This is a genomic window from Leptothoe sp. EHU-05/26/07-4 (assembly GCF_043421015.1).
In the GTDB taxonomy this organism is placed as follows: domain Bacteria; phylum Cyanobacteriota; class Cyanobacteriia; order Phormidesmidales; family Phormidesmidaceae; genus Leptothoe; species Leptothoe turfae.
In genome coordinates this window covers 1,070,949-1,096,961 of record NZ_JAXSQV010000004.1, presented here as the reverse complement: position 1 = coordinate 1,096,961, position 26,013 = coordinate 1,070,949, and the positions used below count along the sequence as shown (strand labels likewise).

11 protein-coding genes are annotated in these 26,013 nt (G+C 48.2%); 5 read left to right on the top strand and 6 right to left on the bottom strand.

Going from position 1 to position 26,013, the window contains the following annotated elements; translation table 11 throughout:
* The first annotated feature begins 58 nt into the window (after nucleotides 1-58).
* Nucleotides 59-2,179, top strand: a complete 2,121-nt coding sequence (locus U2F10_RS17650; RefSeq protein WP_490793545.1) for a potassium channel family protein — start codon at nucleotides 59-61, stop codon at nucleotides 2,177-2,179.
* A 225-nt stretch (nucleotides 2,180-2,404) separates the two neighbouring features.
* Here the strand turns inward: U2F10_RS17650 and U2F10_RS17645 are convergent, their stop codons facing one another.
* From U2F10_RS17645 to U2F10_RS17625, 5 genes are all read right to left on the bottom strand, one after another.
* Nucleotides 2,405-6,637, bottom strand: coding sequence for a toll/interleukin-1 receptor domain-containing protein (locus tag U2F10_RS17645; protein WP_163702759.1), 4,233 nt, complete (start codon nucleotides 6,635-6,637; stop codon nucleotides 2,405-2,407).
* Between the two features lie 242 nt (nucleotides 6,638-6,879).
* The gene (locus tag U2F10_RS17640; protein ID WP_163702760.1) at nucleotides 6,880-10,695 is read right to left on the bottom strand and encodes a CHAT domain-containing protein; all 3,816 of its coding nucleotides are present in this window, start codon (nucleotides 10,693-10,695) and stop codon (nucleotides 6,880-6,882) included.
* Nucleotides 10,696-10,915: 220 nt separating this feature from the next.
* The gene (locus tag U2F10_RS17635) at nucleotides 10,916-12,037 is read right to left on the bottom strand and encodes a tetratricopeptide repeat protein (RefSeq protein ID WP_499872896.1); all 1,122 of its coding nucleotides are present in this window, start codon (nucleotides 12,035-12,037) and stop codon (nucleotides 10,916-10,918) included.
* 5 nt (nucleotides 12,038-12,042) lie between these two features.
* Entirely contained in the window at nucleotides 12,043-16,557 is a 4,515-nt protein-coding gene (locus U2F10_RS17630; RefSeq protein WP_499872894.1) for a TIR domain-containing protein, read from the bottom strand.
* A 131-nt stretch (nucleotides 16,558-16,688) separates the two neighbouring features.
* Nucleotides 16,689-17,882, bottom strand: a complete 1,194-nt coding sequence (locus U2F10_RS17625; RefSeq protein WP_163702763.1) for a D-Ala-D-Ala carboxypeptidase family metallohydrolase — start codon at nucleotides 17,880-17,882, stop codon at nucleotides 16,689-16,691.
* 601 nt (nucleotides 17,883-18,483) lie between these two features.
* Here U2F10_RS17625 and U2F10_RS17620 point away from each other — a divergent pair.
* From U2F10_RS17620 to rpsU, 4 genes are all read left to right on the top strand, one after another.
* Nucleotides 18,484-20,019, top strand: coding sequence for a DUF4231 domain-containing protein (locus U2F10_RS17620; protein ID WP_163660855.1), 1,536 nt, complete (start codon nucleotides 18,484-18,486; stop codon nucleotides 20,017-20,019).
* A gap of 278 nt (nucleotides 20,020-20,297) precedes the next feature.
* Complete coding sequence (locus U2F10_RS17615) at nucleotides 20,298-21,089, top strand: hypothetical protein (RefSeq protein WP_499061894.1); 792 nt, start codon at nucleotides 20,298-20,300, stop codon at nucleotides 21,087-21,089.
* A 281-nt stretch (nucleotides 21,090-21,370) separates the two neighbouring features.
* A complete protein-coding gene (gene rbp / locus U2F10_RS17610) occupies nucleotides 21,371-21,646 on the top strand; it encodes an RNA-binding regulator (RefSeq protein ID WP_163660851.1) in 276 nt (91 codons plus the stop codon).
* A gap of 102 nt (nucleotides 21,647-21,748) precedes the next feature.
* Nucleotides 21,749-21,961 carry a 30S ribosomal protein S21 gene (gene rpsU, locus U2F10_RS17605; protein ID WP_006515070.1) on the top strand — a complete coding sequence of 71 codons (213 nt, stop codon included), beginning with the start codon at nucleotides 21,749-21,751 and terminating at the stop codon, nucleotides 21,959-21,961.
* Between the two features lie 202 nt (nucleotides 21,962-22,163).
* Here the strand turns inward: rpsU and carB are convergent, their stop codons facing one another.
* A complete protein-coding gene (gene carB / locus U2F10_RS17600; protein ID WP_163660849.1) occupies nucleotides 22,164-25,415 on the bottom strand; it encodes a carbamoyl-phosphate synthase large subunit in 3,252 nt (1,083 codons plus the stop codon).
* Nucleotides 25,416-26,013 lie beyond the last annotated feature (598 nt).

Below are 26,013 nucleotides of genomic sequence, written 5' to 3'. Positions count from 1 at the left end.
GCTAGTATCCTCACGGTGGTTCATAATAACGGAACCTTATACGCATCTTGCTTAGTTCATGGTCGGTGATAACGGCGAGCTCAGCCCCAGAACCTACATCCCCGATTTGTCGCCTTCGGCGGAGGTCCACAAAGATCACTTTATTGTGTGTGGCTTGGGCAGCTTAGGTCAGCAGATTATTCTGAATTTGACCAAGTTTAGTTTTGATTCCTTTGAGGTCCAAATCGCCGGCATTGATCGGGCTCCGGTGACAGAGTGGGAAGTGGAGAACCTACCGGATATGCTCAGCCAGGCACCGATTGTGGGAGACTGTCGCCGCGACCATGTGCTACAGGAAGCTGGCATTGAGCAATGCCGTGCCATCTTAATTGTCACAAGCGATGAAAGCACCAACGTACAAACAGCGATCGCAGTACGACGATTAAATCCCCAAGTCCACATTATTGTGCGTTCGTCCCGCCATGGCCTCAATCAGTTACTCAATCGTCAGCTGGGTCGGTTCGTTGCCTTGGATGCGACGGAACTGCCAGCCATGACCTTTGCCCTGGCTGGGTTAGAGGACAATACCCTCAGTGTCTTTAATATTGATACGTTTCAGTTTCGGGTGGTGGAGCGGCAGATTACTGCCAGGGACCCGCAATATTGCAATATGCCAGTGCATCGGCTCCATCGCCAGCAAGTGCGACTGCTAAATTTAAAGCCCTTTAGCAATCCCCATCAGCCCATTGGTTGGGCAACCACAGCATCATCCATGTTTCATCGTTGGCAGCCCCATGTACGGGTACAGGCTGGCGACCAGGTTGCGTATGTGGAGGTGAAAACCCTCACCCACAGCCAGATTGAGCATATGCCTACACGGTCAGGGCCATGGTCAAAGTTACGCCAGGGCATTGGGGATGTGATCGATGGTGAATGGCGGAGGCGACTGTGGGGGTTTTGGCACAGTGCCAATCAGCAATCGTTGCGTCGAGTGGTTGCGATCGCACTCACCACCGCCCTAGTTCTCTGGACTACGGGCACTCTGCTGCTATATTTCAACATTCCCACCATCAGCTTTACCAAAGCCATTGTCTTAGGAGCCATTCTTATTCTCGGTGGCTATGGCGATGTCTTCGGCGGCTTTGAAGACAGCGGTGCCCAAGGGTGGGTGCTACTGACCTGTCTGCTCATTGCCACAGTCAGTTTATTGATGGTGATCGGTGTTTTGGGTTTATTGGCAGACCAGCTACTCAGTTCTCGCTTTGAATTTCTACAGCGTCGCCCCAAAGTACCTAAGAAAAACCATGTCATTGTGGTCGGGCTGGGACGGGTGGGCAAACGAGTGGTCCGCATTTTGCAGGATCTACGCCAGCCTCTAGTGGCCATCACCCATCATTTAGACAGCCCGGCTTTGCGTAATCAAATTCCCCTACTAGAGGGACCCATGCTGCAACAGCTGCAAGAGGCCCATCTGTCCACAGCCCGGAGCGTCATCGCGGTCACTGATGATCCGGTCCTCAACCTTGAGGTGGCACTACTGGCAGCAGAAGCTCTAGAAAATGAGAAACGACCGTTTACACCGGTCATTCGTACCCTGAGCCAGTTATTTAGCGACAATATTAAAGCGTTTTTACCCCAGGCCCGCTCGTTTTCAGTCTATGCCCTATCGGCAGAAGCCTTTGCCGGGGCTGCCTTTGGAGAAAATATTTTAGGTCTGTTTAGGCTTAATCAACAGACGATTCTGATTACGGAATATGCCATCGAGTATGGCGATACCCTTAATGGAAAACCCTTGGCAGAGATTGCCTATGGCTATGGTGTTGTTCCGATCTTGTTGCGTCAGCGTCAGCCTAGTAAACAGTATCAAGACTATCCAATGCCCTCGGATGATTTACGAGTGCATCTCGGAGATAAGCTGTATGTACTCTCCTCCATCAATGGATTACGCCGTATAGAACGAGGAGAAATGACCCCCCCCCGTCAGTGGCTGTTAGAAGTAGATTCCCCCCTAAATCCCACCATGCTGTCAGAAGCCGGTAGCCTGCTAGCAAAGCTATCCAATGTGCAGCTAGACAAGTGTCGCCAACTGATGAAAACTCTCCCCAATACGCTACAGCTGTCCCTTTATGATTACCAGGCCCATCGCCTGATGCAAGAACTAAAACGATGCGTTCCCATTCGCCTCTCGCCTCTCAAGTAGGAGGTATTGATTAAGGTTAGTAGGAGAGTGATCTGAATTTTGTATAAACGCGGTTTGTTTAGAGATAAAAGCGTTCTGGGAACAGGATAGCAAAATGCGACAAAGCAGCTCGCCAATTTTTAATCGGAGACACGATTGGGTTCTCTTTCTTACGGGCCATGGAGCGATCTCTTGATGTATATGGATGATAGATCGCTTACACAAAAATCAATACACTCTCCTGATCTACGATGCCTGACGACAGTACTTCTGAATCTCTTCAGGAGCCTCGTCATGGGTCTCTAAATAGCCCTCTAGCCAATTACAGCTTTGGTTCAGCATTTTATCCAACAGCTGGGTTTTACCCCCACTAATATCTAAATCTAAATCCCACAACAATAATCGATCGTCTTCTCCTACAGTGGCGATTAGCGTTTTATCTCGACTCATGCTCAGGTTGGTTACCCGATCTTGGTGTCCTCGCAGAGTGGTAACCAATTCCCCTTTAGATAACGACCATAGCTTTACCGTATGATCATAGCTACCAGTGGCAATCAAGTCATTCTGTTCATCATGGCTAAATTGAATCGATACAACGCCATCTTTATGCCCTTCCAGGGTGTTGAGCAATTTTCCATCTGTGCTCCAAAGCTTTGCTGTACCATCCGCACTGGCGGTGGCGATAGTTTTACCATCGGGGCTATAGGCGACTTTATGCACCCATCCCTTATGCCCTTCTATGCGCCTGGGCACCTGTCCCTCAAATCTGTCTGTGGCATTAATTTTGTTGTCGGGATCATAAATGATTTCGTAGACTTTGCCATTGTCCGCGTTCTCTCCCAATTTTCCATCCAGGTTCCACAGGTTGACAAAGTGTGCCCAGCCAGAGGTGGCCAGGGTTTTATTGTCGTCACTAAAGGCGATGCTCAATACATCCTTGGGAAAATCAACAATCTTGGTGACCAAGGTGCCGTCCCGTCGCCAAATGTATACCGAACGATCCGCCGCTCCTGTGGCAATAAACTGACCATCGGGGCTAAAGGTGACCGCATAAACAGGTCCTTTGTGTCCTTCTAAAGTGGTTAGTAATTTACCATTGCGGTCCCACAGCTTAGCGGTGTAGTCTGAGCTCGCCGATGCCAGAATTTCTCCGTCTGGACTGTAGCTTAACTCCCAAATTACAGAGTCATGGCCAGACAAGGTCTTGATTGGCTCACCTTTACGGTTCCATAATCGAATATTATTGTCAGCCCCCGCCGATGCAATCACTTGATCATCAGGGGAAAAGACAACGCTGTAGACATTGGCCTGGTGATCCCGTAGGGAGGTAATCAGGGGTCTATCTAATTCCCATAGGCGAATGGTGCGATCGCCACCGGCTGACACTAGCAAGCCATCCTCATTAAAATGGACTCTGTGGATCTGAGCACTGTGGCCAAATACGGTGGCAACCGGCTCCCCAGCCAACGTCCAAGTTCTAACCGTTTTATCCCAGCTGCCAGAGGCTAGAAACTTTCCATCCGGGCTAAAGCTCACATCGTATACCAGGGCATTGTGACCCCGGATTTCTCGAATGGGTTGTCCGGTTGCACTCCACAGACGGATGGTTTCATCCCAACTAGCTGATGCCAGGGTTTGACTATCCGGGCTAAAGGCCAGTCCTTTAACTTCAGCATTATGGCCCCGCAAGGTTTTAAGTGGTTTACCATCGGGGGTATACAGACGAATGCTACGGTCATCTGCCCCTGATGCGAGTAATTTGCCATCGGGGCTAAACTTAACCACCCGAACCGCTGCGATGTGCTGGGTGAGCTCTTTAAGGGGCATGCCGTCTTGTTGCCAAAGCCGGACACTTTTATCTTCACTGGCCGATGCTAATGTGCGTCCATCGGTTGCAAATGCCACGGATGTGATCGGTCCAGTATGGCCTTCCAGAGTGGTTAACAACTCATTTTGTGCGCCTAGTTGTCGAATCTGAATCTGGCTATTTTCTAGACCCATGGCCAATCGTTCTCCATCGGGGCTAAAGGCCACACTGAGCACCTGGGTATCATCCACTTTAATTTCTGCTAACTGATTGCCATTGATGCCCCAAACACGAGCGGTGCCATCGGCACTGGCGGAGGCAATCATTTGACCATCGTTGCTAACGGCGGTATCCCAGATGATGCCATCGTGGCCCTCTAATCGATTACGTTCCTGCACCCAAAAGACAGCTTGCTGTAGCGTGGTGACCACCAGGGCGCTATCGGAATGCGTTCGCTCATTATTTTTAATGGCAATGCCCGCCAGTGTCGCCTCTAGAAGTGCCTCAAAGGGCTGATGGGAGGCGAACAGGGCCAATGAGGTTTCGGTCTGGGCCAATACCGTTTTGTCTTCAGCTATTGTTTGTTGTTCTTCGGCTCGCGCTCGCTGTGCCAGGGCTTCTTGCTGGTTTCTTTTAGCTTCTAGTCTTGCTTGATTGGCGATTATACCAAGTGCGATCGCAACCAAAGAAATACAACCAATTACCCCCATACCAATTTGCTGCAAGCGAATTGCAGAACGCTGCCGACGAATCTCTTCAGACGCCGATGCCGTCACAAAATCTTGCTGTAGCCGGGTCGGCTGCGGTGTTTTTCCCTCAGCCTCTAATAGCCAGGTCTCTGTTTCCCGACGGGCTTTACCCCTGAGCAAAAGACTCTCATCACGATCCTGCTGATCCCAGTCTAGAGCTTGCACTAACAAGCGAGTATGAAAGCGAGTATAGGCTGGATCCGTTTCTAATGCCCGCAGCAATGTACTCAGGTTTGTCTTAAAGTCTTTCTTTTTACTGTGGAAATCAATCCACTGTATGGCTTCCAGGGCAGGATGCAACTCCTTAGTATTGACACGCTCATATAGCACCGTCAACATACGTTTATTTAAACTCCGGGCATAGTCGACTTCATCAGCACAGTAGGGAGACTGAATCGAACGAGGAGAAATAATAAACAGAAAGTGATCGGCACCTTCAATGCCATTGAAAATCTCTTCTTTATAGTTAGCAGCACCAGCCACAATACTCTCTTGATCAAACCAGGTGGTTTTACCATGGACCTGGAGCTCTTCATTTAGCTCACGGGCAAAGTCAGCATCTGCTCTGGAGTAAGAAATAAAGACATCAATGGATTGATTGGGAGGTTGTTGTAAACTCTCTTTAATAAACTCTTCTTGCAGCGGTAGTAGTCCTTGCTGGCCATGTTTACGGGCAACCTTAAGCCAGGCCTCTGCATGACGTAAGCTATGGTTCCGCAGTAATAGGCTTTTATTCTGCTCATTACGCTGCCACTTAAGGGCCTTTACCAGTAGCTGTTTGTGCCGCTGATAATAGTCGCCATTCTCCTGCAACTGCTTGACCAGTTTAGCGATGTCTCTCCCATAGGCACTGCCATCAATATCATTTTCGTTGACAAAATTAATAAATTGAATGGCCCGCAAATCGTCAGCCATCAGGTTTAGATCAAACTCACGCATCCTTAGCGGAATTATTTTCTTATTTAATTTGCGAGCATAGTCCAGTTCTTGCTGGCAATATTTAGACTCAAGGGACTTGGGAGACATCAAATAGACCATGTAGCTGGCCTCTTCAATGCCTTTATTAATTTCCGTCTGGAAGTCACCCCCTACTCGAATATCAGTGCGGTTAATCCAGGTGGTAAACCCTTCTCGCATTAAGGCCAACCGTAGTCTATCCATTAACTCCCGATCTTGCTCAGAATAGGAGAGGAAAACATCGGTCATTAGACCGTTGGCATTTTTGATGCTTTCTGTAATAAATTCACAGTGCAACGCTGTGGGTTCACAGGGGGCCTGTTGTTCTGCGTTGAATTTTTGCCTTAGCCAACGTTCGGCCTGCTGCCGGTTTTGCCCAATTAACAGGTATTGTGATTGTCTTTGATGGCGCTGCCAGGCTAAGGATTGAGCCAGCAGTGTAGTATGTTGGTGCACATAGTCCTGCTGTCGTTCAAAAATATCGAGCAGGCCCTGGAACGATGTTTGAAAATCATCAATGCCCTCTCGGAAGTATACCCAGTTAATTTTGCTGATAATTGGGTGCATGTTAGGGAAGCTAGAGTGCAGCCCCTTTGCCTGATAGTCTTGCCAATCGGCCTCTGTACCGTTGGGATGGCGCGACTGCCAGGTATCGCGATCAATGCTTTCCACATGGAGTAGGGGAATGATGCGCTTCCCCAACCGCAACGCGTGCTCAACTTCTAGACGGCAGTAAGGTGAATTGACCGAATGGGGGGCAATTACAAATAGAAAGTTTTGGCTGCGCTCAATGCCATCGTCAATCTGATTTTGATAGTCCACTCCCAAGGGAATGTCGTCAAAATCAAACCAGACTTCTAGCCCCTGCTGTACGAGACAGTTATTTAACTTGCTTGCAAATATTTTGCTATCGGCTCTGCCATAGGAGATAAATGCATCCTGTAAAGCAAATGTAGCTGATGACATGGAATTTCAAGAATTATTCAAGATTTCACCCAATCAGCAACAGGTGGTAGATGTGCTGATGCGCCATAACCGTATATTGTCTATACGCAGGTGCTGTTTTTTACATTAATAGCTTGTTTACAAGTAAATGAAACCCTGTTTGGCGAATCTCTAAGGTGAGTTAACACATATAAAGAAACGCCTTGCTCGTATACCTATACTTACTATATGTGGGCTCAGACCCCTTGTATACCCACAATGCTTTACCAGGGGCTCCCTACTAGACTAAATGCAGCCCAATAGTAGGGGTGGCTAAAGTCCCGCTGACCTTCAATCACTAGCTCAACGGGTAGTTTTTGGGCCTCACCCAGGCCCTTGAGCTGATCACCATCCACGAAAATATCACCACGGATCATGGCTAGCTGCGCCTGACGCAGGGCATCTGCCTTAATGATGGGCTGGCTTTCTTGCAATTGCCGATAAAATTCAATCATCAGGGCTGCTGAAGCCGCATCACTCACATTCCACAAACTGGCAATGGAGGTTTTAGCACCGGCCAGTACCGCAAAACCGGCAAACCCAAGCTCAGCAGAACGATTGCCTAAAGCAGTTTGACAGGCACTCAGGGTCAGCAGTTCCACCGGGGGCTGATTGAGGCCCAGGGTACGCATTTGGTCTAAGCTCAACCGTTCGTTGTAAAGGTAAAGATAGGACTTGGATAAGTCTCCTACGTTAAATTCGCCATGGGTGGCTAGGTGAATAATGCCATAGGGACTTTGCTGGCGTTCCCCCTTCAGCTGGTTGACGCTAAAGGCACTACCTTCTAAGACCTTACTCGTCCATTCAGATGCGATCGCATCTAACTCCACCGGCACCCCTGGCAAAGCCGCCTGATCGACAAACGTAGACGTTCCAGCTATCAGCGCACTGACATTACTAATGTCCTGATAGGTCAAGTCCGTCAGGCTCAGACTCGGCATCAGCCCAATGTTGTAATTTTGGATAATGAAATTTTCACCATCATGCAGGGTAGCTAATGGCAAAGAACGCAGCCCTGCATCGGTCACAAAACTGAGCGTGTCAATATTTTGTGCCTCTAGGTGAGTTTGCATAGGCGCAATCAGCCATTGGTAAAGTTGCTGGGCAGACCTGAGATAGCTAGTATCCCTTCGACCAGCACGGGTCGGTATGGACACCTGACGGCGCAAGCGCTGGGCCATCGTCAGAATCTCCTGACGTGTGACATCCAGGGCAATAAACACTGGGTCTCCCTCTGCCGTAATCAAAAACAGTTCCAGGGGAGCTGATGGATCGGGAATCGTTAGGACGTTGCCCGCTTCATCAGTCTCTCCATCCAGACCAAAAACGGCATAAACCAACGCTGGTCGCCTACCCGTTTGCTGTTGTATTGTCAACAGCTGACGTTGAGCATTGACCAACTCTACTGTTTCTGTCGACGGATCTAAATCCAGTTGCAGATAGTCATTAAACTCAGAGGTGAGGCGGTCTTCAAGTTGTGCAAATTGTTGCTCCACTGTGGAGGTGCCAGATTGCCCCACATCCACTGGTAAAGGATTGGAACGCACATCCTCATCCACCAATGGGTCAGTAACATTGTCTGGCTCTTCTGGCTCTTCTTCTGGCGGCGGCGGTGGCGGTGACGGCGCAATTTCTGTCAGAATTTTAATATTGCCAATGTCCTCACCTCCATCAAATGGTTCCTCTATCACCACATCAGAGAGAGTCAACGTTCCTGTCGTAATATCGCCTTCAGTACCATTGACTGCGCTACCACCACCAATAATAAAGGGGGTTTCCGTACTACCGCCATTATGGGAAATGGTAATATTGCCATTAGTGTTGCCGCCCTCTGTCAAAATTGTGGTGGACGAAGGCAACAAAACTCCGATACCTCGAACAAAGCCGTCAAATGATTCGATATTGACCTCTCCACCTTCGGCAGTAGCACTGCTAGCATCAATCGAACTAAAAACAATATCGCTGTCCGCAATCAGGTCAACGTTGCCTGCCAATTGAGCTATTTCACTACCATTCAAGGTACTTGTATCAATCTCACCAACTTGGATAGATGTTTGTGATTCAATAAAAATGTCACCACCGGCACTAATAGCACTCGTGACAATGTTGTTTATATTAACAGCACCATCAGCTTGAATCGTTATATCTCCCCCTCCTAGAGGCGATGTCAGGAATTCTACCGATTCAGTTAATCGAGCCTGTGCTGTTTGAATCGGTGTAGATATGGTGACGGAGCCTTCTGAAGCTTGGATATCCACATCTCCAGACGATGTAATGAGATTACCCGTGACATTAATATCACCTTGAAACGATTCAATAATTAGCGTCCCATCACCAAGACTGATATCACCGTCAACCGTAATCTGTTCATTAGCCTCAAGAGTGAGATCTAAATCATTGGGATCAGGCACTTCAAAAGTCTCGGGTACTTCATCAGGGCCAATGCGGATCTCAGGTCTAGTCGCTTGACCATCGGTAATATCAGCTAAAATTTGGATCTCACCTTCAGCGATCAAACGTAAGCTACTGTCAGCATCAGCATTGTCATAATCCAGAGGCACTTCCAAAATAATGTTGCCTTCCCCTGGTGTATCACCGGTAGTGCGGACTTCAATATTTCCCCCTTCGGCAAGAGCGCTTTCAATCAGCTCTACACCTAATGTGGCATCAGTGGTTAGAGCCCCAACTTCAAAGGGATTGGTAGGGCTCACATTAGTCGCACCAGTCCCATCTACAATACGAATATTAGCCGGATCCAATAACCACAAGCCACCTGCACCGTTCGCCGCCGTAATATCTGGTGTGGTGCGAATATCCAACAGGGTCAAACCACTGGTTTCAATAAAGCCGCCATCTCCGCCATTATTGCCACCACGAGCAAATAACTGGCCAGCTATCCGCAAAAGATTCGTGCCCCAAGCAACAATCTTTCCACCGTCACCATTGTCTCGCGCATCGGCCCTAACAACAGAAGTCTCATCAATGAATGTGGTGGTTGCATTCGGAACACTGCCCTGCCCTAACTGATCGCCACCAATGAGAACTGTGCCGCCACCCGTCTCTCCTGAAGCGTCCACAGAGGCATCCACAAGCGCAATCTGCTCACCCAGAATCCCGATATTGCCGCCGTTATCTGCTTCTAGCTGGCCACTGACAAGGGCTGTGCCCGCCTCCACAGGAGTCTGTAATGAAGAGCCCGATAAACTTACCGTACCATCAGGGTTTACTGTGATATCGGTTGCCATACCCAAGTCCGCCGCACCAGTAAGCAAAGCAGGGATTGTTGCAATTGCAAAATCAACGCCTGGCGGCTCCCCTGTCTCAGGCAATGTTTCCAATTCCAAGCCTAGAAGCGATCCCGTTTGACTTAAACGTACCCGATTTTCTCCAGGCACCGCCATCACCAAAATTTCTCCATTGGGGGCCGACAGCTGTCCTGTATTAATGACCTGCCCACCTAATAAGGTCAGGGACTGTCCAGCCGTAACGGCGAGGTTACCTGTATTAACAACTGCACTAGCCACCTCATTGGCAAATACATAGCCAGTGGGTGCACCACTAAAGAGATTAAAATCATTGGTGCCTAGGGCGTCAAACACCTCAGAACCAAAGGCCAATCCAGTGGCGGTTGACGCTGAGAATGAGCCGCCTAAATTAAGCTGAGCATTCTCTCCAAAAAGAACACCCGCTGGATTGACTAAATAAAGATTGGCGTCTCCACCAACGGACAACAATCCGTCAATGATAGACGAATCACCACCGATAACTCGACCAATAATGTTTTCAACAACAGCTGGATTGCTAAACTGTGCAGCTTCCCCGGTAAGTAGACCAAACTGATCAAAGCTATGGAACAGTATCGTATTATCGCCAGATAAATTGCCCCCATCAATTTGATATTGATTACCCGCTTGCTGCACCGTAGTGGCTGGATCTGCTGGGGTAATGGACTGGGCCTGAGCAGTCGTCGTCAATGCGGTAGACCCTACTAACGTGATTAAAAACGCAGCAGTATGATGGCGGTTGAATAGACGGACCATAACAGGGTATGAGTAGAAAACCTCGCTAGGGATAACCAAACAAGCCGTTGCTGATTAGGTCTCAATAACGACTCCAAAAAAATTAAGTTTGGCCATTCCTGCTGGGGATGAACCCAAGTTCCACTATAAACACCCGCAGCGCTCCTGCCATCACTTACTAAGATGATTAAAGATTTGTCTCTCTAATACATGCAGCCCCAAATAGGTTTGTTAACTAGCCTCAAGGGGTATGTGATTCCTCACGTTGTCTTGTTAAAAGAGTAGAGATGACATTAATGCGACGGTCTAATCTGGCAATTTCTGTTGATTCATTGAGCTGTTCATAGGCATCACGGGCCTGATATAACTGCTCCAGGGCATCGTCGAATAAGCCTAAGGTGGCATAAACATTAGCTAAATTAACGCGAGTCGTGGCTTCACTGAGACGATCAGCATTCGCCGCAGCCAGGGTTAATGCACGTTGATAAGACTCTATGGCCAGCTGATTGAGACCACTTTTGCTGTAGGTGTCGCCCAGGGCGGTATATACCAAATCAGAGGCTTCAGGGCTATCCGCCAACGATTGCAAAATAGTCAGCGCATCTGCGTACATCTCTTCTAAAAAGAAAATACCTGCCCTGGCTAATGCGGCTTCTTCAAGGAGTTCTCTATTGTCAGATGTGGAGTCCGCAGGCGTAATGGGAGTGACATCAGTGAGTTGCGATCGCAATTCCTCATAATCCTCTTCAAATATCAGCTGAAACCCTGACTCGTAGTAGCCCTCGTCTAGATCAGACGATATTCCTTGATCCGTCACCACCTCAACCGAGTAATAGTGTCCGGGTTCTAGAGACACGTATTGAGGAAAATCCAGACTCGGAGTGTTGTCCAGGGTGGTCTCCTGCCACAGGGCAAGCTCAGGCTGATCTCGCTCAAATGTCCAACGCCAAATCCTCACGGTATAGCGCCTGGTTCCCTCCACAGGATTCCAACGGATCGTGTAAGGCTGAGTTGGACCTGGCTCTTGAATCCAGGCATTACGCGGTGAGATCACATAGGGAACAGAAGCATCATTACCGCCAAGGATACGTCCAGTGCGTTTGCCCCCGGCCCGAGTATTGGAAGCAGTTCCCCGTCGTCGGGCACAGGCCTGCCAAAAAAAACAGGCATCCGCTACAGGTGGGTTGAGCGCCGGTTCAACTACCCCTATGCCTAAAACAATTGTTAGGGCAAGTAGTGGATAACGGTATGACTTGAAATTATGCTTCAGACGTTGATATCGAACTGCGAAAAAGCTAGACAATTTCCGGCCAATGATTTTGGGCTGCCTGATGTCTAAGCTTCGCAATATGTCTTTAAACATAGTAATTACCCTTTACGTAAGCGATAGGTCATATAGCCCACTACGCTGCCGGTAAGACCCCAGCCAACTAGTGCTGGTACCCAAGGTACCCAGATCACGAAACCTGCCATGAAACCATAGCAAGCTAACGTCAAGACCCCGACCGAGCTAACAGCCGCTATCAACACTGGCACAGGTTTGACAAATCGCCAAAAGACCACACCGCCCATGCCAGACCAAAGCAGGATCCAACCCGCCTCCTCAACAAATGACCACCAGCGCATCAGGGGGCGGTCCTCTAAAACGGCATTGATCAGCTGAGAGATCATCTGGCCGTGCAGGTAAACTCCGGGAACTGAATCGCCATAGGGAGTATTAAAATCATCGGAGTTGCGATCGCTAAAATCCGTGTAGCCAATCAGTACGATCCGATCGCGGATTAGCCCAGGATCTACCTCATTTTTAATCACAGCTTCAAGCGAAACCTGCTGAGCAAAGTCTTTAATCCGCGCCCCAAACCTCTCTTGAGTGTCTGGATCCTCATAGGTCCAAAAATTGAGGAGAGTTTGTGCTCCACCCAGATCACTCCACTCCCGTCCTCCCCAATTCTGCCATGTTTGCTGTCCAGTATCAGTATGATATGCAGTGCCATTTCCACTACTAAGATTAGGCAGAACTATATCTCCTACAACAACCGAATCAATATACTCTCCCCATTGATCACTGCCTATAATAACTTCAGAGGCGATACCCTCAGCGTCAAGATAGGTCTTAGCCAATAACAGAGTAAAAGATTCTTCTGAAACACAAGGGCTATCATCGCCAACCCAATGAAATAGAAACTGACGGCGAACAATTTTGCCTCCATCTTGTAGAAAGTTGGCAAACCCAACCCGTGCCTCAGGCATCTCGTTACCAATATCACTCACTTGATCGCTGGCTGTCTGACAAATACCAAACAGATTATCGACCCAAGCCAGATCATTGGCGAGATCTCCCTGCGCTGGAAAATCACGGAAAAAGTCCAGACCGATCAAACGAGCATCATGGCTATTGAGCACCCGAATTGCTTCTGAAAGCGCATTCTCAGGAATTGTGCCAATACCAGGTTCATACTGCCCATCAATCATTTGTTCCCGTAGCCACTCGCCGCTGGGGGCATCCACCTTAACAATTAGCAGTCGTTCATCCTGTTCAGTCTCATTGGGTCGCCACCGTAGAAACTGGTCGTAGGCGCGAGTTTCTAGAGGTTGAAGCCCACCAAATAGTCTTATAACAGAAACAGCTAAGGCACTGACCATCGTCGTCAACGCCACGGAGCGGGTCTTAATTTTCTTAAATGGCAAGGCTTGGCTCGCCTCGATATAGGCCTTTTGCAGTGCCGTAACCGGCGGTGTTTTATCGGTTGCTTGCTGTAGCCAGCTTACAGAATCGGCCAAATCATTGCCCCGCAGCAAGAAGCTGTCATCTTTCTGCGCCGCATCCCATTCTGCTGCTTTAACCAGGAGTCGAGTGTGCGATCGCACATGAAAAGGCTCACTTTCCAACGTTCGAAACAACTCGCCAAAATTCACTAAGAAATCTCCACCATGCCGTCGAAAATCACTCCAAGGTATCGACTCCAGACCATCTGGCACAGTGGACTTGACCACATCTCGATAGATAACTGGCAAAATCCGCTTTTGTTGTGACTGTGCATAGCTCAACTGAGTTAAACAAGCCTCACAGCGCACCGAACTCGGCGACAACATAAACAAAACATTTTCAGCATTGTCCATCAGCTGCTGAGTATCGTCCCAGTGCTCCATCTCCCCTGCTGCCCCTTCTGGAGAGAGCCAAGAACTCTTGCCTTGAATTAATAGGGTTTCATTGAGCCGCTGGGAAAAGTCCACATCATCAATGTGGTGAATAAAAAATACCCCCAGGGTTTGATCAGGGGATTGCAGTTGGCTAGCTTCTAAAAATGCCAACTGTAGCGGCAGCACTCCACCAACCACTCGATCTTTAGCCGTTTGCGCCCAGGCCAGGAAAGTATCTTGCATCCGGTGCTGCAACAACAAACTAGGATTTTGCTTCTGGCGTTCCCACTTAAGCGCTCGTACTAAAAGTCGCTTGTGTTGATTAAAATATCGGGCATCCTGACGAATCGTGCGTAACAGCTCTGCCACATCCTCCTCTAAATCAACCGCCGTCTGGTTGTCCGTTAAGTTAACAAACTGAATCTTACGAATTTTATCGGGCAACAGGCTGACATTAATCTCTTCCACCAAGATGGGAATCACACGCTTATTGAGATCCAACGCCTGGTCAATCTCCATCTGACAATATTCCGACGCCAGGGATGCTTGGGATATCAGGTAGACGATATTATCAGCTTCCTCAATTCCACGCTGGATAGCAGCCTCAAAATCTTCCCCCATGTGGATATCCACTGTGTCGGTCCAGATAGTGACGCCTGCCTGGAGCAAGTTATAACGTATCAGCTCCTTGGAGGTTAAATCTTCTTGGGCATAGGACAAAAATACTTGGGTCATGCCGCCATCGGCAGCTTTAATACTCTCGGTAATAAACGTTGACTGGGATAAACTGGGCCTACAGGGAGGCTGCTCAGCCGAAAACTCCGTTAGTAACCAGTTTTGAGCCCTTAAACGATCTTCTCCCATCAATAGATAAGAGACCTGATTTTGATGCCGTTCCCAGGCGAGAGCACTAATCAAAAGCTCAGTGTGCTGATGTACATAGTCTTCATGGCGATGGCACAGTCCCACAAGGCCGTCAATTGCAGCGGTGAGGTCATCTATACCGTCACGGGCATAGATCCAGTTAATCTTTCCAATTTGAGGATGCATGTTGGGAAAGCTGGAATGCTTGCCTGTAGATTTATACGCCTGCCACTGTTCTTCACTGCCTGCAGGGTTACGGTCTTTCCAGGTAGCATAGCTAATCTCTTCCACCTGCAAAATAGGAATAATCCGCTTGTTATATTTCAAGGCCAGAGAAATTTCTTTGGCACAGTAAGGAGAGTGAACGGAGTGGGGAGAAATGATAAAAATAAAATTGTGGCTTTTTTCAATGCCGTCGTTGATTTGCTCCTGAAAGTCTACGCCTAGGGGAATATCATTTTGGTCAAACCAGACTTGGAACCCCTGGTCATTCAGCCGCTGCCACAAGTCCGTAGCAAAGGCCTTACTATCCACTCGACCATAGGAAATAAAGGCATCGTAGAATTGATTAATGCCTTGACTCGCCTGGATATAAGCGGTGTGCAAATCGGTGGGAGAGCTACCAGGGGGACCAGGCTCCGACAGCCAGGCTTGGGCCATGGCAAAATCCCCAGACCTGAGCAAAAACTTGCGATCGCGCTTCTGCCGCTCCCAAGCCAGGGCCTTAACCAATAGCCGTTTATGTTGTTCTACATAGTCTGCCGCCGTTCGCAGGGTACGGATGAGTTCATCCACTGCCCGGTCAAAGTGAATATCGGACGCTAGCGACGAGAAATCAATAAACTGCAGCATCCGCAGATCACTAGGCAGTGTTGCCACATCCATGGACCGCACCAGCAGCGGGATAATCCGCTTGTGGTAGCGACGGCCATGGGCCAACTCCTGTTGACAATACTTTGAGGTCAAAGAATTGGGAGAAAGCAACAGAACAATATTGTCAGCCTTCTCAATGCCTTGATTAATAGCGACTTGAAAGTCTTCAGCTGTTGGAATATCAACGGTATTAATCCAGACTGCAAACCCCTCACGCATCAAGCGCTTACGCACCTTCTCCTGAATCTCCATATCTTCTTCGCTATAAGATATGAAAATCTGGGTCATCTGATCATTCGCTAACTTCAGACTCTCCGTAATAAACTCACAGTGCAAATCGGTGGGAGTGCACGGGGGTTGCTCATCTTTAAAGCGAGTATCTAACCATGCTTGTGCCTCAGCTAATGCCGTTTCATCAGTTAGCAAGTAGCGAGACTGCCGCTGTTGGCGCTGCCAATCAAGGGCACGAACCAACAGCTGAGTATGTTGATGGACATAGGGCTGTTGACGGGTCAAGATAGCTTGCAAACCAGCCATGCCGGTCTCAAAGTCATCAATGCCCTCACGAAAGTACACCCAGTTAATTTTGCTAATTGCAGGATGCATGTTTGGAAAACTACTGTGCACCCCCTTTTCTTGAATGGCCTGCCAACCGCTGATATTGGCATCAGGGTTACGCTGTTGCCAGGTTTCATAGCCAATTTCCTCCACATGTAGCAGCGGAATAATTCGCTTATTGCATGCCAAAGCCAGCTCAATTTCTTTGGCACAGTAAGGAGAATTAACGGAGTGAGGAGAAATAATAAATAGAAAATTATCCGCCTTCTCAATACCGTCATTGATCTGATTTTGATAGTCCACACCTAAGGGAATGTCATCAAAGTCAAACCAAACCTCTAACCCCGCCTCCACAAGACGATCATTAATTTGCCTTGCAAATAACCGACTGTCTGCCCTGCCATAGGAAATAAAGACGTCTTGCAGAGAAGAAGATGGTAGCGCCATGAGATTCCCAGTATCAGCTTTACATCTCCCCCATGGCTAAGACACTATACCAAGCCCCAGGGGTAATGCATCATATAATCAGTTTAGGCCCAGACTGCAATCCAGACATGGGCTGCTAGCCTAAAAACAGCTTAGAAGCCATAGTTCCAGCGGGCACGATACCCTCGTGCATCAAGATGAGTAAACACCGAGGCACTCGCTAACCCTCCACGGTCTCGCCACCAGGGTTCTAGCTTTCGGTTGACCTCTGGCGGAGAGATCCCCTGCACCACAAAGTCCACGGCATCGCCTGACAGATGGCGCGAACGGCTTGCTCCACCAGCTTTACGATTTGAAGCCGGATCTCGATACCAAGAGTTCACGGTAATGGGACGTCCTCCCAAATAGTCCCGCACTTCCTCCATGGCCTCAGCAATTTTGAGAATACCGTTGACCACGTCCTCGTCCACAGGGATACGATTACCATTCTTAGTGGCTTCGGCCCAACTAAAGTGACCATTGGTCAAAATGGGATCACCAAGATAAACCTTGCCTAGCTTGGGGACAGTGATCGATCGTCCGCGATCTCTTTCGGCAATTTTTGTTTCAGGTTCAACAGGTGGATCTTGCGGTTTGTTATTGGGCTCTGTGCCTTCTAACTGAATATGCTGGGCAAATACGAACCAATCAACGCGATCATTCTGCCCCATAAGTACCCCATCTGGGATGCGGACTTTAACGTGATTTCCTTGATCAGGCTCATCACTCAGCAACTGCAAGCGGGTACCCGCACTCACCAAGATCTTGTCACCGTCAGACAACTTAAAGCCTTGCTCTGGACTCACCTTAAATAGGGTGTCAGCCAGCACCAGCATCTCAGTTGATCCTTGAGGATCTCCCATATCCAGCAGTTGCTGCGATTGCATATAGCGCATAATGGCTGCAGCACCGACACGTGATGTTTTTTTATCAAGGATATTGGTTCCCCCCCATACCCAGGTAGACTCTTTGCCTACACCACCACGGAATCCGTTCCAGAGGTCAAATCCCCACAAAAGTGCACCCAGGGTACGGGTCTTGGCCTGATGAAATTTCTTAGAGATCAGGACATCAATCATCTGGCGTTCAAACTGCGCTGGCTCGCGAAAGTTCCATTCGCTGTAGTGCAAGATCCCCACAAACCACCAGGGCACACCCGTAGCTTTTTCAACGACTTCATAGTGCGATCTCAACTGCACCATACGGCCCACAATGCCCCTAACCGTAGGCTCCACATCCGACTGAAGCGCACAACGCTCAAACGCTGACCTATACTCTGCCTCAAGTTTTTTCAGAGTCAAATCCATAGAGCTAGTAGATGAAACAACAGAGATAGACAGCCAATCGTAAGAGAAGTCAAATCAAGTCTGCGGAATATACTGACAGCAAAAAGCAAGTTAATATCAGCAATTTCCCTTTCAGGAGCCCATTCTAAGGTTCGTTTAATCCCTTACAGGCAAATAACTTAAACACTATTCTGCACACATCAAACCAAGACACTTAAACAGGTAACATTTATAAAGATTTTATATCATCTCAAATAATCACTAAATAAACGAATTTATACTTTAGCGATGGTGCTCTGGGAAAATAAACGAGATAAATTTTCGTAAGTTAATTTTTATAAATTAGGAAGCTAGCTTATAAAGCTAAACCGTGTACCCTTTGAGTTGCGTTCTGTCCTAGACAATCCAATAGCAGTTGGTCTACACCACGCTAGTTCCACGATTGTCAAAATTTTGAGGCTTTTCAGATATTTGCACTATCGGAGGGGGAATGCCACTCCGATAGTGCAAATATCTCCTGACCCGATTCCACATAATTCAAGAGCCTCTAGAGAGCGCTGTTTGAATTAATAATTTCGCCTTCAAAACCGCATCTATCTCAAATCGCATCTAATCAAATAAAATGGCCAAGAAAAATGCTTACAATGATTATCTCAAGCAAACCCTGGGTGGATTGATAGATAAGCTTGAGATTTCAGACCTACGTAAGGAGTTTCTCAAAAATCGCTGGTTAGATCAGGTTATGTGGCTAGAAGGACGTGCCACTAAAGAGCGTAACCAACACTTCAGGCTCCGCATGATCACCATTATTGGGGGTGTACTTGTCCCAGCCATGGTGGGTTTTAGAAGTAATAATGATGATCTTCAGGTGGGAGTTGCTACAACTGCCTTTTTTGTTAGTCAAGCAGTAGCCATTTCTGCTGCTGTGGAAGAGTTTTTTGGGCACGGTGACAAGTATCGTAATTATCGTAGTACAGCAGAAAGCATGAAGATCGAGGGCTGGCAGTTTATGCAGCTAGCTGGCCCTTATCGCAAATATAAAGTACATTCAGACGCCTATAAAATATTTGCCCAACGGGTTGAGTCCTATATCCAGAAAGATGTAGAGGGATTCGTTGCTCGTTTAGAGGAGAAGCAAGATGAGGAGAAGCAAGACGCTGACGAGGCTGTTAACAATGCCGAGAAAGCACTAATGCGTCTCAATCAGGAGTTAGAAGAGCGAGCTCAGAAACTGGAATTAGAAAAAGTTCGCTTAGCTGAGCAACAGGTCAGCAGTCAGCCACAGGGTCTAGAAGATGGCGGTTATTCAGGATCATTGTTGGATATCCAAATGCCATCATCTTCCGAAGGAGAAACTTTTGAAGAAAGCAGTCCTGCTGAACCAATGACTGGCGTCCAGTCCCTGCTGTCCTCCTCAAACAAAACGTCTGGTCGACGTCCCGCCCGACAATCATCCAGCAAGACCATTACCTCCACCAGTAATCTACCGCCTTTAGGTCAAAATGCACTGGAATGGGAAGAGACTGTTGACTTTCAGGCTCTAAAAACAATTTTAACTGAACAAAACAGCGTTGTGGAAAGTCAGACCAATGGCGGTTCTGGTGGAACTGCGGTGGTCAGTGGACCTCAACTCACCACACCGGATGAAGTTTCCCAGATTTTGGAATGCCCGTTGGAAGACTGTAAAGTTTATCTGCCCGGGATCTTGGCTGCCATGAAAAAGTACGATATTTACGACAACTCCGTACTCATTGGTTTGCTAGCGACTATCCGCATTGAAACCGGCGGATTCAAACCAGTCCACGAGTGGGGAGGCGAGAGCTACTGGAAACGCTATGAAGAACGTGCAGACCTCGGTAACGTTAATCCTGGTGATGGCATTAAATATCATGGCCGTGGCTATATCCAACTAACCGGGCGCGCCAACTACAGCACCTACGGCAAAAAACTAGGTGTAGACCTAGAGGGCAATCCCGATTTAGCCATGGATCCCGAAATATCCGCCCAGGTACTCGCTTGCTACTTTAAAGAGCGTGGCGTGGCTACAGCTGCTCGCGAAGGCGACTGGCGTCGTGTTCGTAAGCTAGTGAATGGCGGTTACCATGGCTGGGATGTATTTTCGAAATATGTTGAGCGGGCCCGTGCTCAATTAGCATAGATGGCGTAGCAGGTCGATCTTGAGTTTTTTGCTGCTAAAAAATACAGTTCCAACTGTAACCAGAACTCACCCCAATTAAATAGAAGCATCGGGTCTACTCAGAGCTCATTGCAGTTTCAAGATCCGCGATTTTACGCATATACTTTGCTCGTATACCTAAAAATCAGGTCATTCTATAAGATCAAATTGCACAATTTTTACAGGATGGGGGTATTTTGGGGATGTAATTGGGTTAGAAGCACAGGCCATCTGGCCACCTTTGATAAGAGATATACAAAATGCCCAGAACTTCAGCTGACGAACTCGTTGAACATACGTTTTCCAATGGGCAGCTTGCGAAAATACTCAAGGTGGCAGACGACACTGATTACGAAAAAGCTTTATCGCTTGTAGGATTAGCAGGCCCAAGACCGACATTGCTAGTCATCGGCGGTGCCAGTAACATGACGGCTGAGAGTCAGGCAAAGCTGCTTCAATTTTTCAATGACACCTTAGCAACTCTGTCAGAACGAATCGGGATTACTGTATTGGACGGCGGCACCGATGCTGGCGTTATCCATATGATGGGCCAGGCACGCCACTATGTTAGTGGCCAATTTAATCTAATTGGCGTTGCGCCCTTAAACAGAGTCATTTTTCCAGTCGGCACAACTCCACCTCCGCCCTCAGATGATTCCAACTATCCTCCAGTCGAACTGGAACCCCATCACACCCATTTCTTCCTAGTACCCGGTGAAAATTGGGGGAGTGAATCCCGCTGGTTAGCCAGGTTCTCGTCGGTTTTAGCGGGACATTTTCCATCTATGACCTTATTGATTAATGGCGGTCAAGTATCGCTTCAAGATTTGAGGCTGAACCTTGAGTTGGGCAGACACGTAACGATTATTGCCGGCAGTGGCCGATTGGCAGATGCCGTAGCTAACACCATTAGCGGAGTCATGCCTTCTGAAGATGAAACAATTCAAAATCTCGTTGATAATTACTACCCTAAACAGCTATCAGTCTTTAACTTGTTATCCAGTTCATTAGATGACCTGAAGACTCAATTAGACACATATTTTGATTCCTAATAGACAAAGCTATCCTGCGGGCATGTAGTCAGCGCTAACCCTCATTTATTAGTAAGGTGTACCCCTTTGAAGCCAGGCCCAAAATCAATTCTTAAGAATTGAAATCAGCAATTGGCAAGGTATGCTAGAGTTCTATGGCAATGCGTTGCTATATTGGGTAACAATCAGTTTTCGGTACGATACGCTCACAGTTCAACTCGACCAGTTCAATCTCGACTTCGATTTGATTACTAGAGGGATCTCCGTATAACTCGTTGCATACTTAACCTAGGAGATTCTCTATGTCCATTTATGTTGGAAATCTGTCCTATGATGCTACTCAGGAGGACATTAATGCCGTCTTCGCCGAGTATGGAACAGTCCAGCGTGTCCATCTACCCACAGATCGTGAAACTGGTCGCCCTCGTGGTTTTGCCTTCGTAGAAATGTCTTCGGAAGACGAAGAAGCCTCTGCAATTGAGGCTTTAGATGGTGCAGAGTGGATGGGCAGAGACCTGCGGGTTAATAAGGCTCGTCCCCGTGAACAGCGTGGCGGCGGTGGTGGCGGTCGCTTCTAAATTAAAAAGTCTGCCTAACTTTGGGTTACGTGTTTTGCACACAACCCTGGTCTATCATGGGGCAGTTGGTCTGCCCCATTTTTGTCGTTAAAGGAGAATACTATGGCCCAGGTTATCCTTGGGGATGATGAAGGTATTGAATCAGCACTGCGAAGATTTAAACGGAAGGTTGTGCAAGCCGGTATTTTTTCGGATATGAAAAAGCACCGTTACTTTGAGACACCTGCTGAAAAACTTAAGCGTAAGGCGATCGCAAAACATCGTCAAAAGCGTTGGAGCCGCAATCGCAGTAATCGCAATAATAATAGAGACTAGGGCAAGCAATTGAAGCTCAAAGCCTGACTCTTAGTCACTGGCATAGTAACAAAGCGGCGTGGTTGAGTTCAACCACGCCGCTTTGCTGACCGACGCATTACAAGGCCTCACCCATAAAATGTTTCGCCCTGGGGATCAGCCCATGGCAAGTTTTTATTCGGGGTTAAGCGCTGTCTAAACAGGACTGCCTAAACAAGACTGCCTAAACAAGGTAGTCTTGCAAGGCTTTAACCGCTAGCGTTTGTTGCTGCAAGGAACGAATAGCTTCAATGGTTGCTCGCGCACCTGACAGGGTTGTAATCGTTGGGATCTTGTAATCAAGGGCTGTGCGACGAATCATTCGATCATCTTCCTGGGCAGTAGCCCCGGTGGGCGTGTTGATAATCAGCTGAATTTCCTGGTTTTTGATGGCATCAATCACATGGGGCCGACCCTCATGCACTTTGTAGACCAATCTCACATCTAATCCATGGGACTGTAGTACCCGCCGAGTGCCAGCTGTCGCCATCAGTTGAAAACCTAGTTCTGCAAGTTCCTTAGCAATGGGAACCACAGCTTCCTTCTCGCGATCGTTCATAGAAATGAAGGTTGTCCCTTGCAAAGGCAGCGCCTGACTAGCAGCTAGTTCGGCTTTGGCAAAAGAACGCCCGAAGTCTACGTCAATCCCCATGACTTCGCCGGTAGACCGCATTTCTGGCCCTAGCAACGTGTCAGTACCCGGAAATTTACTAAAGGGTAGTACGGCCTCTTTTACTGAAATATGGGTGGGGATAACTTCTGTCATCACCCCCACCTCAGTCAGGGTTCGTCCAGACATAATGAGAACCGCTGTCTTAGCTAAGGGCACCCCCGTTGCTTTAGAAACAAATGGCACTGTACGAGAAGCTCTGGGGTTGGCTTCTAAGATATAAACGTCATCATCTTTAACCGCAAATTGAATATTCATGAGGCCAATCACTTTTAGGGCCTTAGCTAATTTGACGGTCCAATCACGAATGATACCCAGGGCTTTATCACTAAGGGTGATGGTCGGTAATGAACAAGCCGAGTCACCCGAGTGGATACCCGCTTGCTCAATGTGCTCCATAATGCCACCAATGACAACTTGACCAGTGCGATCGCAAATGGCATCCACATCCACCTCAATGGCATTTTCCAAAAAGCGATCGATCAAAATTGGATGGTCCGGTTCTACCTGTACCGCTGTCGTCATGTAGCGCTCTAGATCCTGGTCGGAATAGACCACTTCCATAGCCCGACCACCTAACACATAACTAGGGCGCACAACCACTGGATAGTTAATTTTTTGGGCAATCTCCAGGGCTTCCTGATAACTACGGGCAATGCCATTGGGTGGCTGCGTGATCTCCAAATCCCACAGGATTTTCTCAAACCGTTCACGGTCTTCAGCCGTATCGATAGAATCAGGTGACGTACCCCAAATCTTTGTCTGGATCGGCTGACCATCAACCTCCGGTGCACTGCCCAAATAAGCTTGCAAAGGGACAGCCAACTTGAGGGGGGTCTGACCACCAAACTGAATAATGACCCCTTCTGGGTTCTCCGCCTCAATAATATTGAGCACGTCTTCCTTAGTGAGGGGCTCAAAATAAAGCCGGTCACTGGTGTCGTAGTCAGTGGAGACCGTCTCCGGGTTAGAGTTCACCATGATTGTCTCAAAATCATGGGCCTGTAACGCATAGGAGGCATGACAACAACAGTAGTCAAACTCAATACCCTGGCCAATGCGGTTGGGACCACCCCCCAAAATCATTACCTTTCGCCGATCAGAAGGTTTGACCTCGTTTTCAGCCTCATAGGTGGAGTAATAATAGGGAGTGTATGCCTCAAATTCTGCGGCACAGGTATCTACCGTTTTATAGACCGGTGTCACGCCCAAGGCCTTACGGTTTGCCCGCACCTGATCTTCATCGGTTTTGGTGGCATAGGCAATTTGGCGATCGCTAAAGCCCTGCTGCTTCACCGCCATCATTTGCTCGGCAGTAATAGCCCCTAAGGCTGTACGCTTCAACCATTTTTCAGTGATCAGCAAGTCCTGTAATTTATCAATAAACCAGGGATCGATGCCGGTGAGTTCATAGATATCCTGAGCGCTGAGCCCGAGTTGCAACGCATGGCGCAGCGCAAAGATGCGGTCTGGATTAGGGGATCGCAAACTGGAGCGCACCTTGGAAATGGTGGGAAGATTTTCGCTGCGATCGCAGCCCCAACCAGCACGCCCCGTTTCCAAGGAGCGCAAAGCCTTCTGGAACGATTCTTGAAAGGTACGGCCAATGGCCATCGCCTCTCCCACCGACTTCATCTGGGTAGTCAATAAGGGGGCACTTCCAGGAAACTTTTCAAAGGCAAACCGGGGAATCTTAGTTACCACATAGTCAATGGTGGGCTCAAAACTAGCAGGTGTTTTCTTCGTGATGTCATTGGAAATTTCATTCAGGGTGTAGCCCACCGCTAGTTTGGCCGCAAACTTTGCAATGGGAAACCCCGTAGCTTTAGAAGCAAGGGCAGAACTACGAGACACCCTGGGGTTCATCTCAATAACAATCACAGCCCCCGTATCTGGATTCACAGCAAACTGAATATTGGAACCGCCCGTTTCCACACCAATTTCACGAATAATTTTGATAGATGCATCCCGTAACCGCTGATATTCCTTATCAGTCAGGGTTTGAGCAGGCGCTACCGTGATCGAGTCTCCGGTATGAATTCCCATGGGATCCAAATTCTCAATCGAGCAGATGATCACGACATTGTCAGCCAGGTCACGCATGACCTCCAGCTCATACTCTTTCCAACCCAACAGCGACTTCTCAATCAAAATTTGTGATACCGGGCTGGCATCTAAACCGGACTTGGCAATGGTTTCAAACTCTTCCTGGTTGTAGGCGATCCCCCCACCGGTCCCACCCAAGGTAAATGCAGGTCGAATGATTAATGGGTAAGTACCAATCTCTTGAGCAATTGCCTGAGCTTCATCCATGGTCTCAGCCAACCCAGACGGACAGATGCCCACACCAATCCGTTCCATGGCCTCCTTAAATAGGCGGCGGTCTTCAGCCATTTCAATGGCATCTAACTTGGCTCCAATCAGCTCCACATTGTGGGCCGCTAGAACACCCTCCTTGGCAAGACTAACAGCAATATTTAGAGCAGTCTGGCCGCCCATGGTCGGCAAGAGTGCATCTGGCTTTTCCCGCTCAATCACCCGAGCCACCAACTCAGGGGTGAGGGGTTCAATGTAGGTGCGATCCGCCGTTTCTGGATCAGTCATGATGGTGGCCGGATTGGAATTAATCAGCACCACTTCATAGCCTTCTTCTCGCAGAGCCTTGCACGCTTGGGTGCCCGAATAGTCAAACTCACAAGCCTGACCAATCACAATCGGGCCAGAACCAATTAACAAAATCTTGCTGAGGTCGTTGCGGCGAGGCATAAGCGAGCGTTGGAAAAATCGAGGGTAACAAATTAGAGAGTCCTATCATTCAGGACTCGGATCAACAAATCCAAATCATTGTAGGGCTTTCTTTCACACCCAAGGCGGAGATTTTGCAGGAGTTTTCAACCATCTTTAGAGCAAACCACCCGCCATAATGGCCAATGTGCATCAATCATAGGCTGATATTTCCTAAATTTAGGAGGTATCTAATCGCCACTGCTGTAAGGATTCATGCCAGGCATGCACTACAAAACGGACATGCAATATCCATCATTCTTTGCCCATGAAAAATGAAAGGGTGCCAACGCTAACGTCAGAACCCTTTCATTTTTATCAGAGTTAATTGGAGGCAACTGAGTAGGAATGTCCAGAGTTTTGTGTCAATCGCTAATTTTTAATAAAAAATCAAGGGTTTCAGCCCTCTCCAACACCGTTTGGTAGACACTCCCTAACAGCTATGGCAAACGGCTGAATGCATCTCTCCAAAGGAGAAGCCGCACCAAAAGCCGTTTGCGGCACCCATAGCTGATGTTACTTATAGCGTTCAGTAATCATCACTAATATTGTGAACCATGGGCACCCAGCGATAAACTGG

Excerpts from the sequence above, each read along its gene's own strand:
- U2F10_RS17650 (WP_490793545.1), top strand. The coding sequence starts at position 59 with ATGGTCGGTGATAACGGCGAGCTCAGCCCCAGAACCTACATCCCCGAT.
- U2F10_RS17645 (WP_163702759.1), bottom strand. The coding sequence starts at position 6,637 with ATGTCATCAGCTACATTTGCTTTACAGGATGCATTTATCTCCTATGGC.
- U2F10_RS17640 (WP_163702760.1), bottom strand. The coding sequence starts at position 10,695 with ATGGTCCGTCTATTCAACCGCCATCATACTGCTGCGTTTTTAATCACG.
- U2F10_RS17635 (WP_499872896.1), bottom strand. The coding sequence starts at position 12,037 with ATGTTTAAAGACATATTGCGAAGCTTAGACATCAGGCAGCCCAAAATC.
- U2F10_RS17630 (WP_499872894.1), bottom strand. The coding sequence starts at position 16,557 with ATGGCGCTACCATCTTCTTCTCTGCAAGACGTCTTTATTTCCTATGGC.
- U2F10_RS17625 (WP_163702763.1), bottom strand. The coding sequence starts at position 17,882 with ATGGATTTGACTCTGAAAAAACTTGAGGCAGAGTATAGGTCAGCGTTT.
- U2F10_RS17620 (WP_163660855.1), top strand. The coding sequence starts at position 18,484 with ATGGCCAAGAAAAATGCTTACAATGATTATCTCAAGCAAACCCTGGGT.
- U2F10_RS17615 (WP_499061894.1), top strand. The coding sequence starts at position 20,298 with ATGCCCAGAACTTCAGCTGACGAACTCGTTGAACATACGTTTTCCAAT.
- rbp (WP_163660851.1), top strand. The coding sequence starts at position 21,371 with ATGTCCATTTATGTTGGAAATCTGTCCTATGATGCTACTCAGGAGGAC.
- rpsU (WP_006515070.1), top strand. The coding sequence starts at position 21,749 with ATGGCCCAGGTTATCCTTGGGGATGATGAAGGTATTGAATCAGCACTG.
- carB (WP_163660849.1), bottom strand. The coding sequence starts at position 25,415 with ATGCCTCGCCGCAACGACCTCAGCAAGATTTTGTTAATTGGTTCTGGC.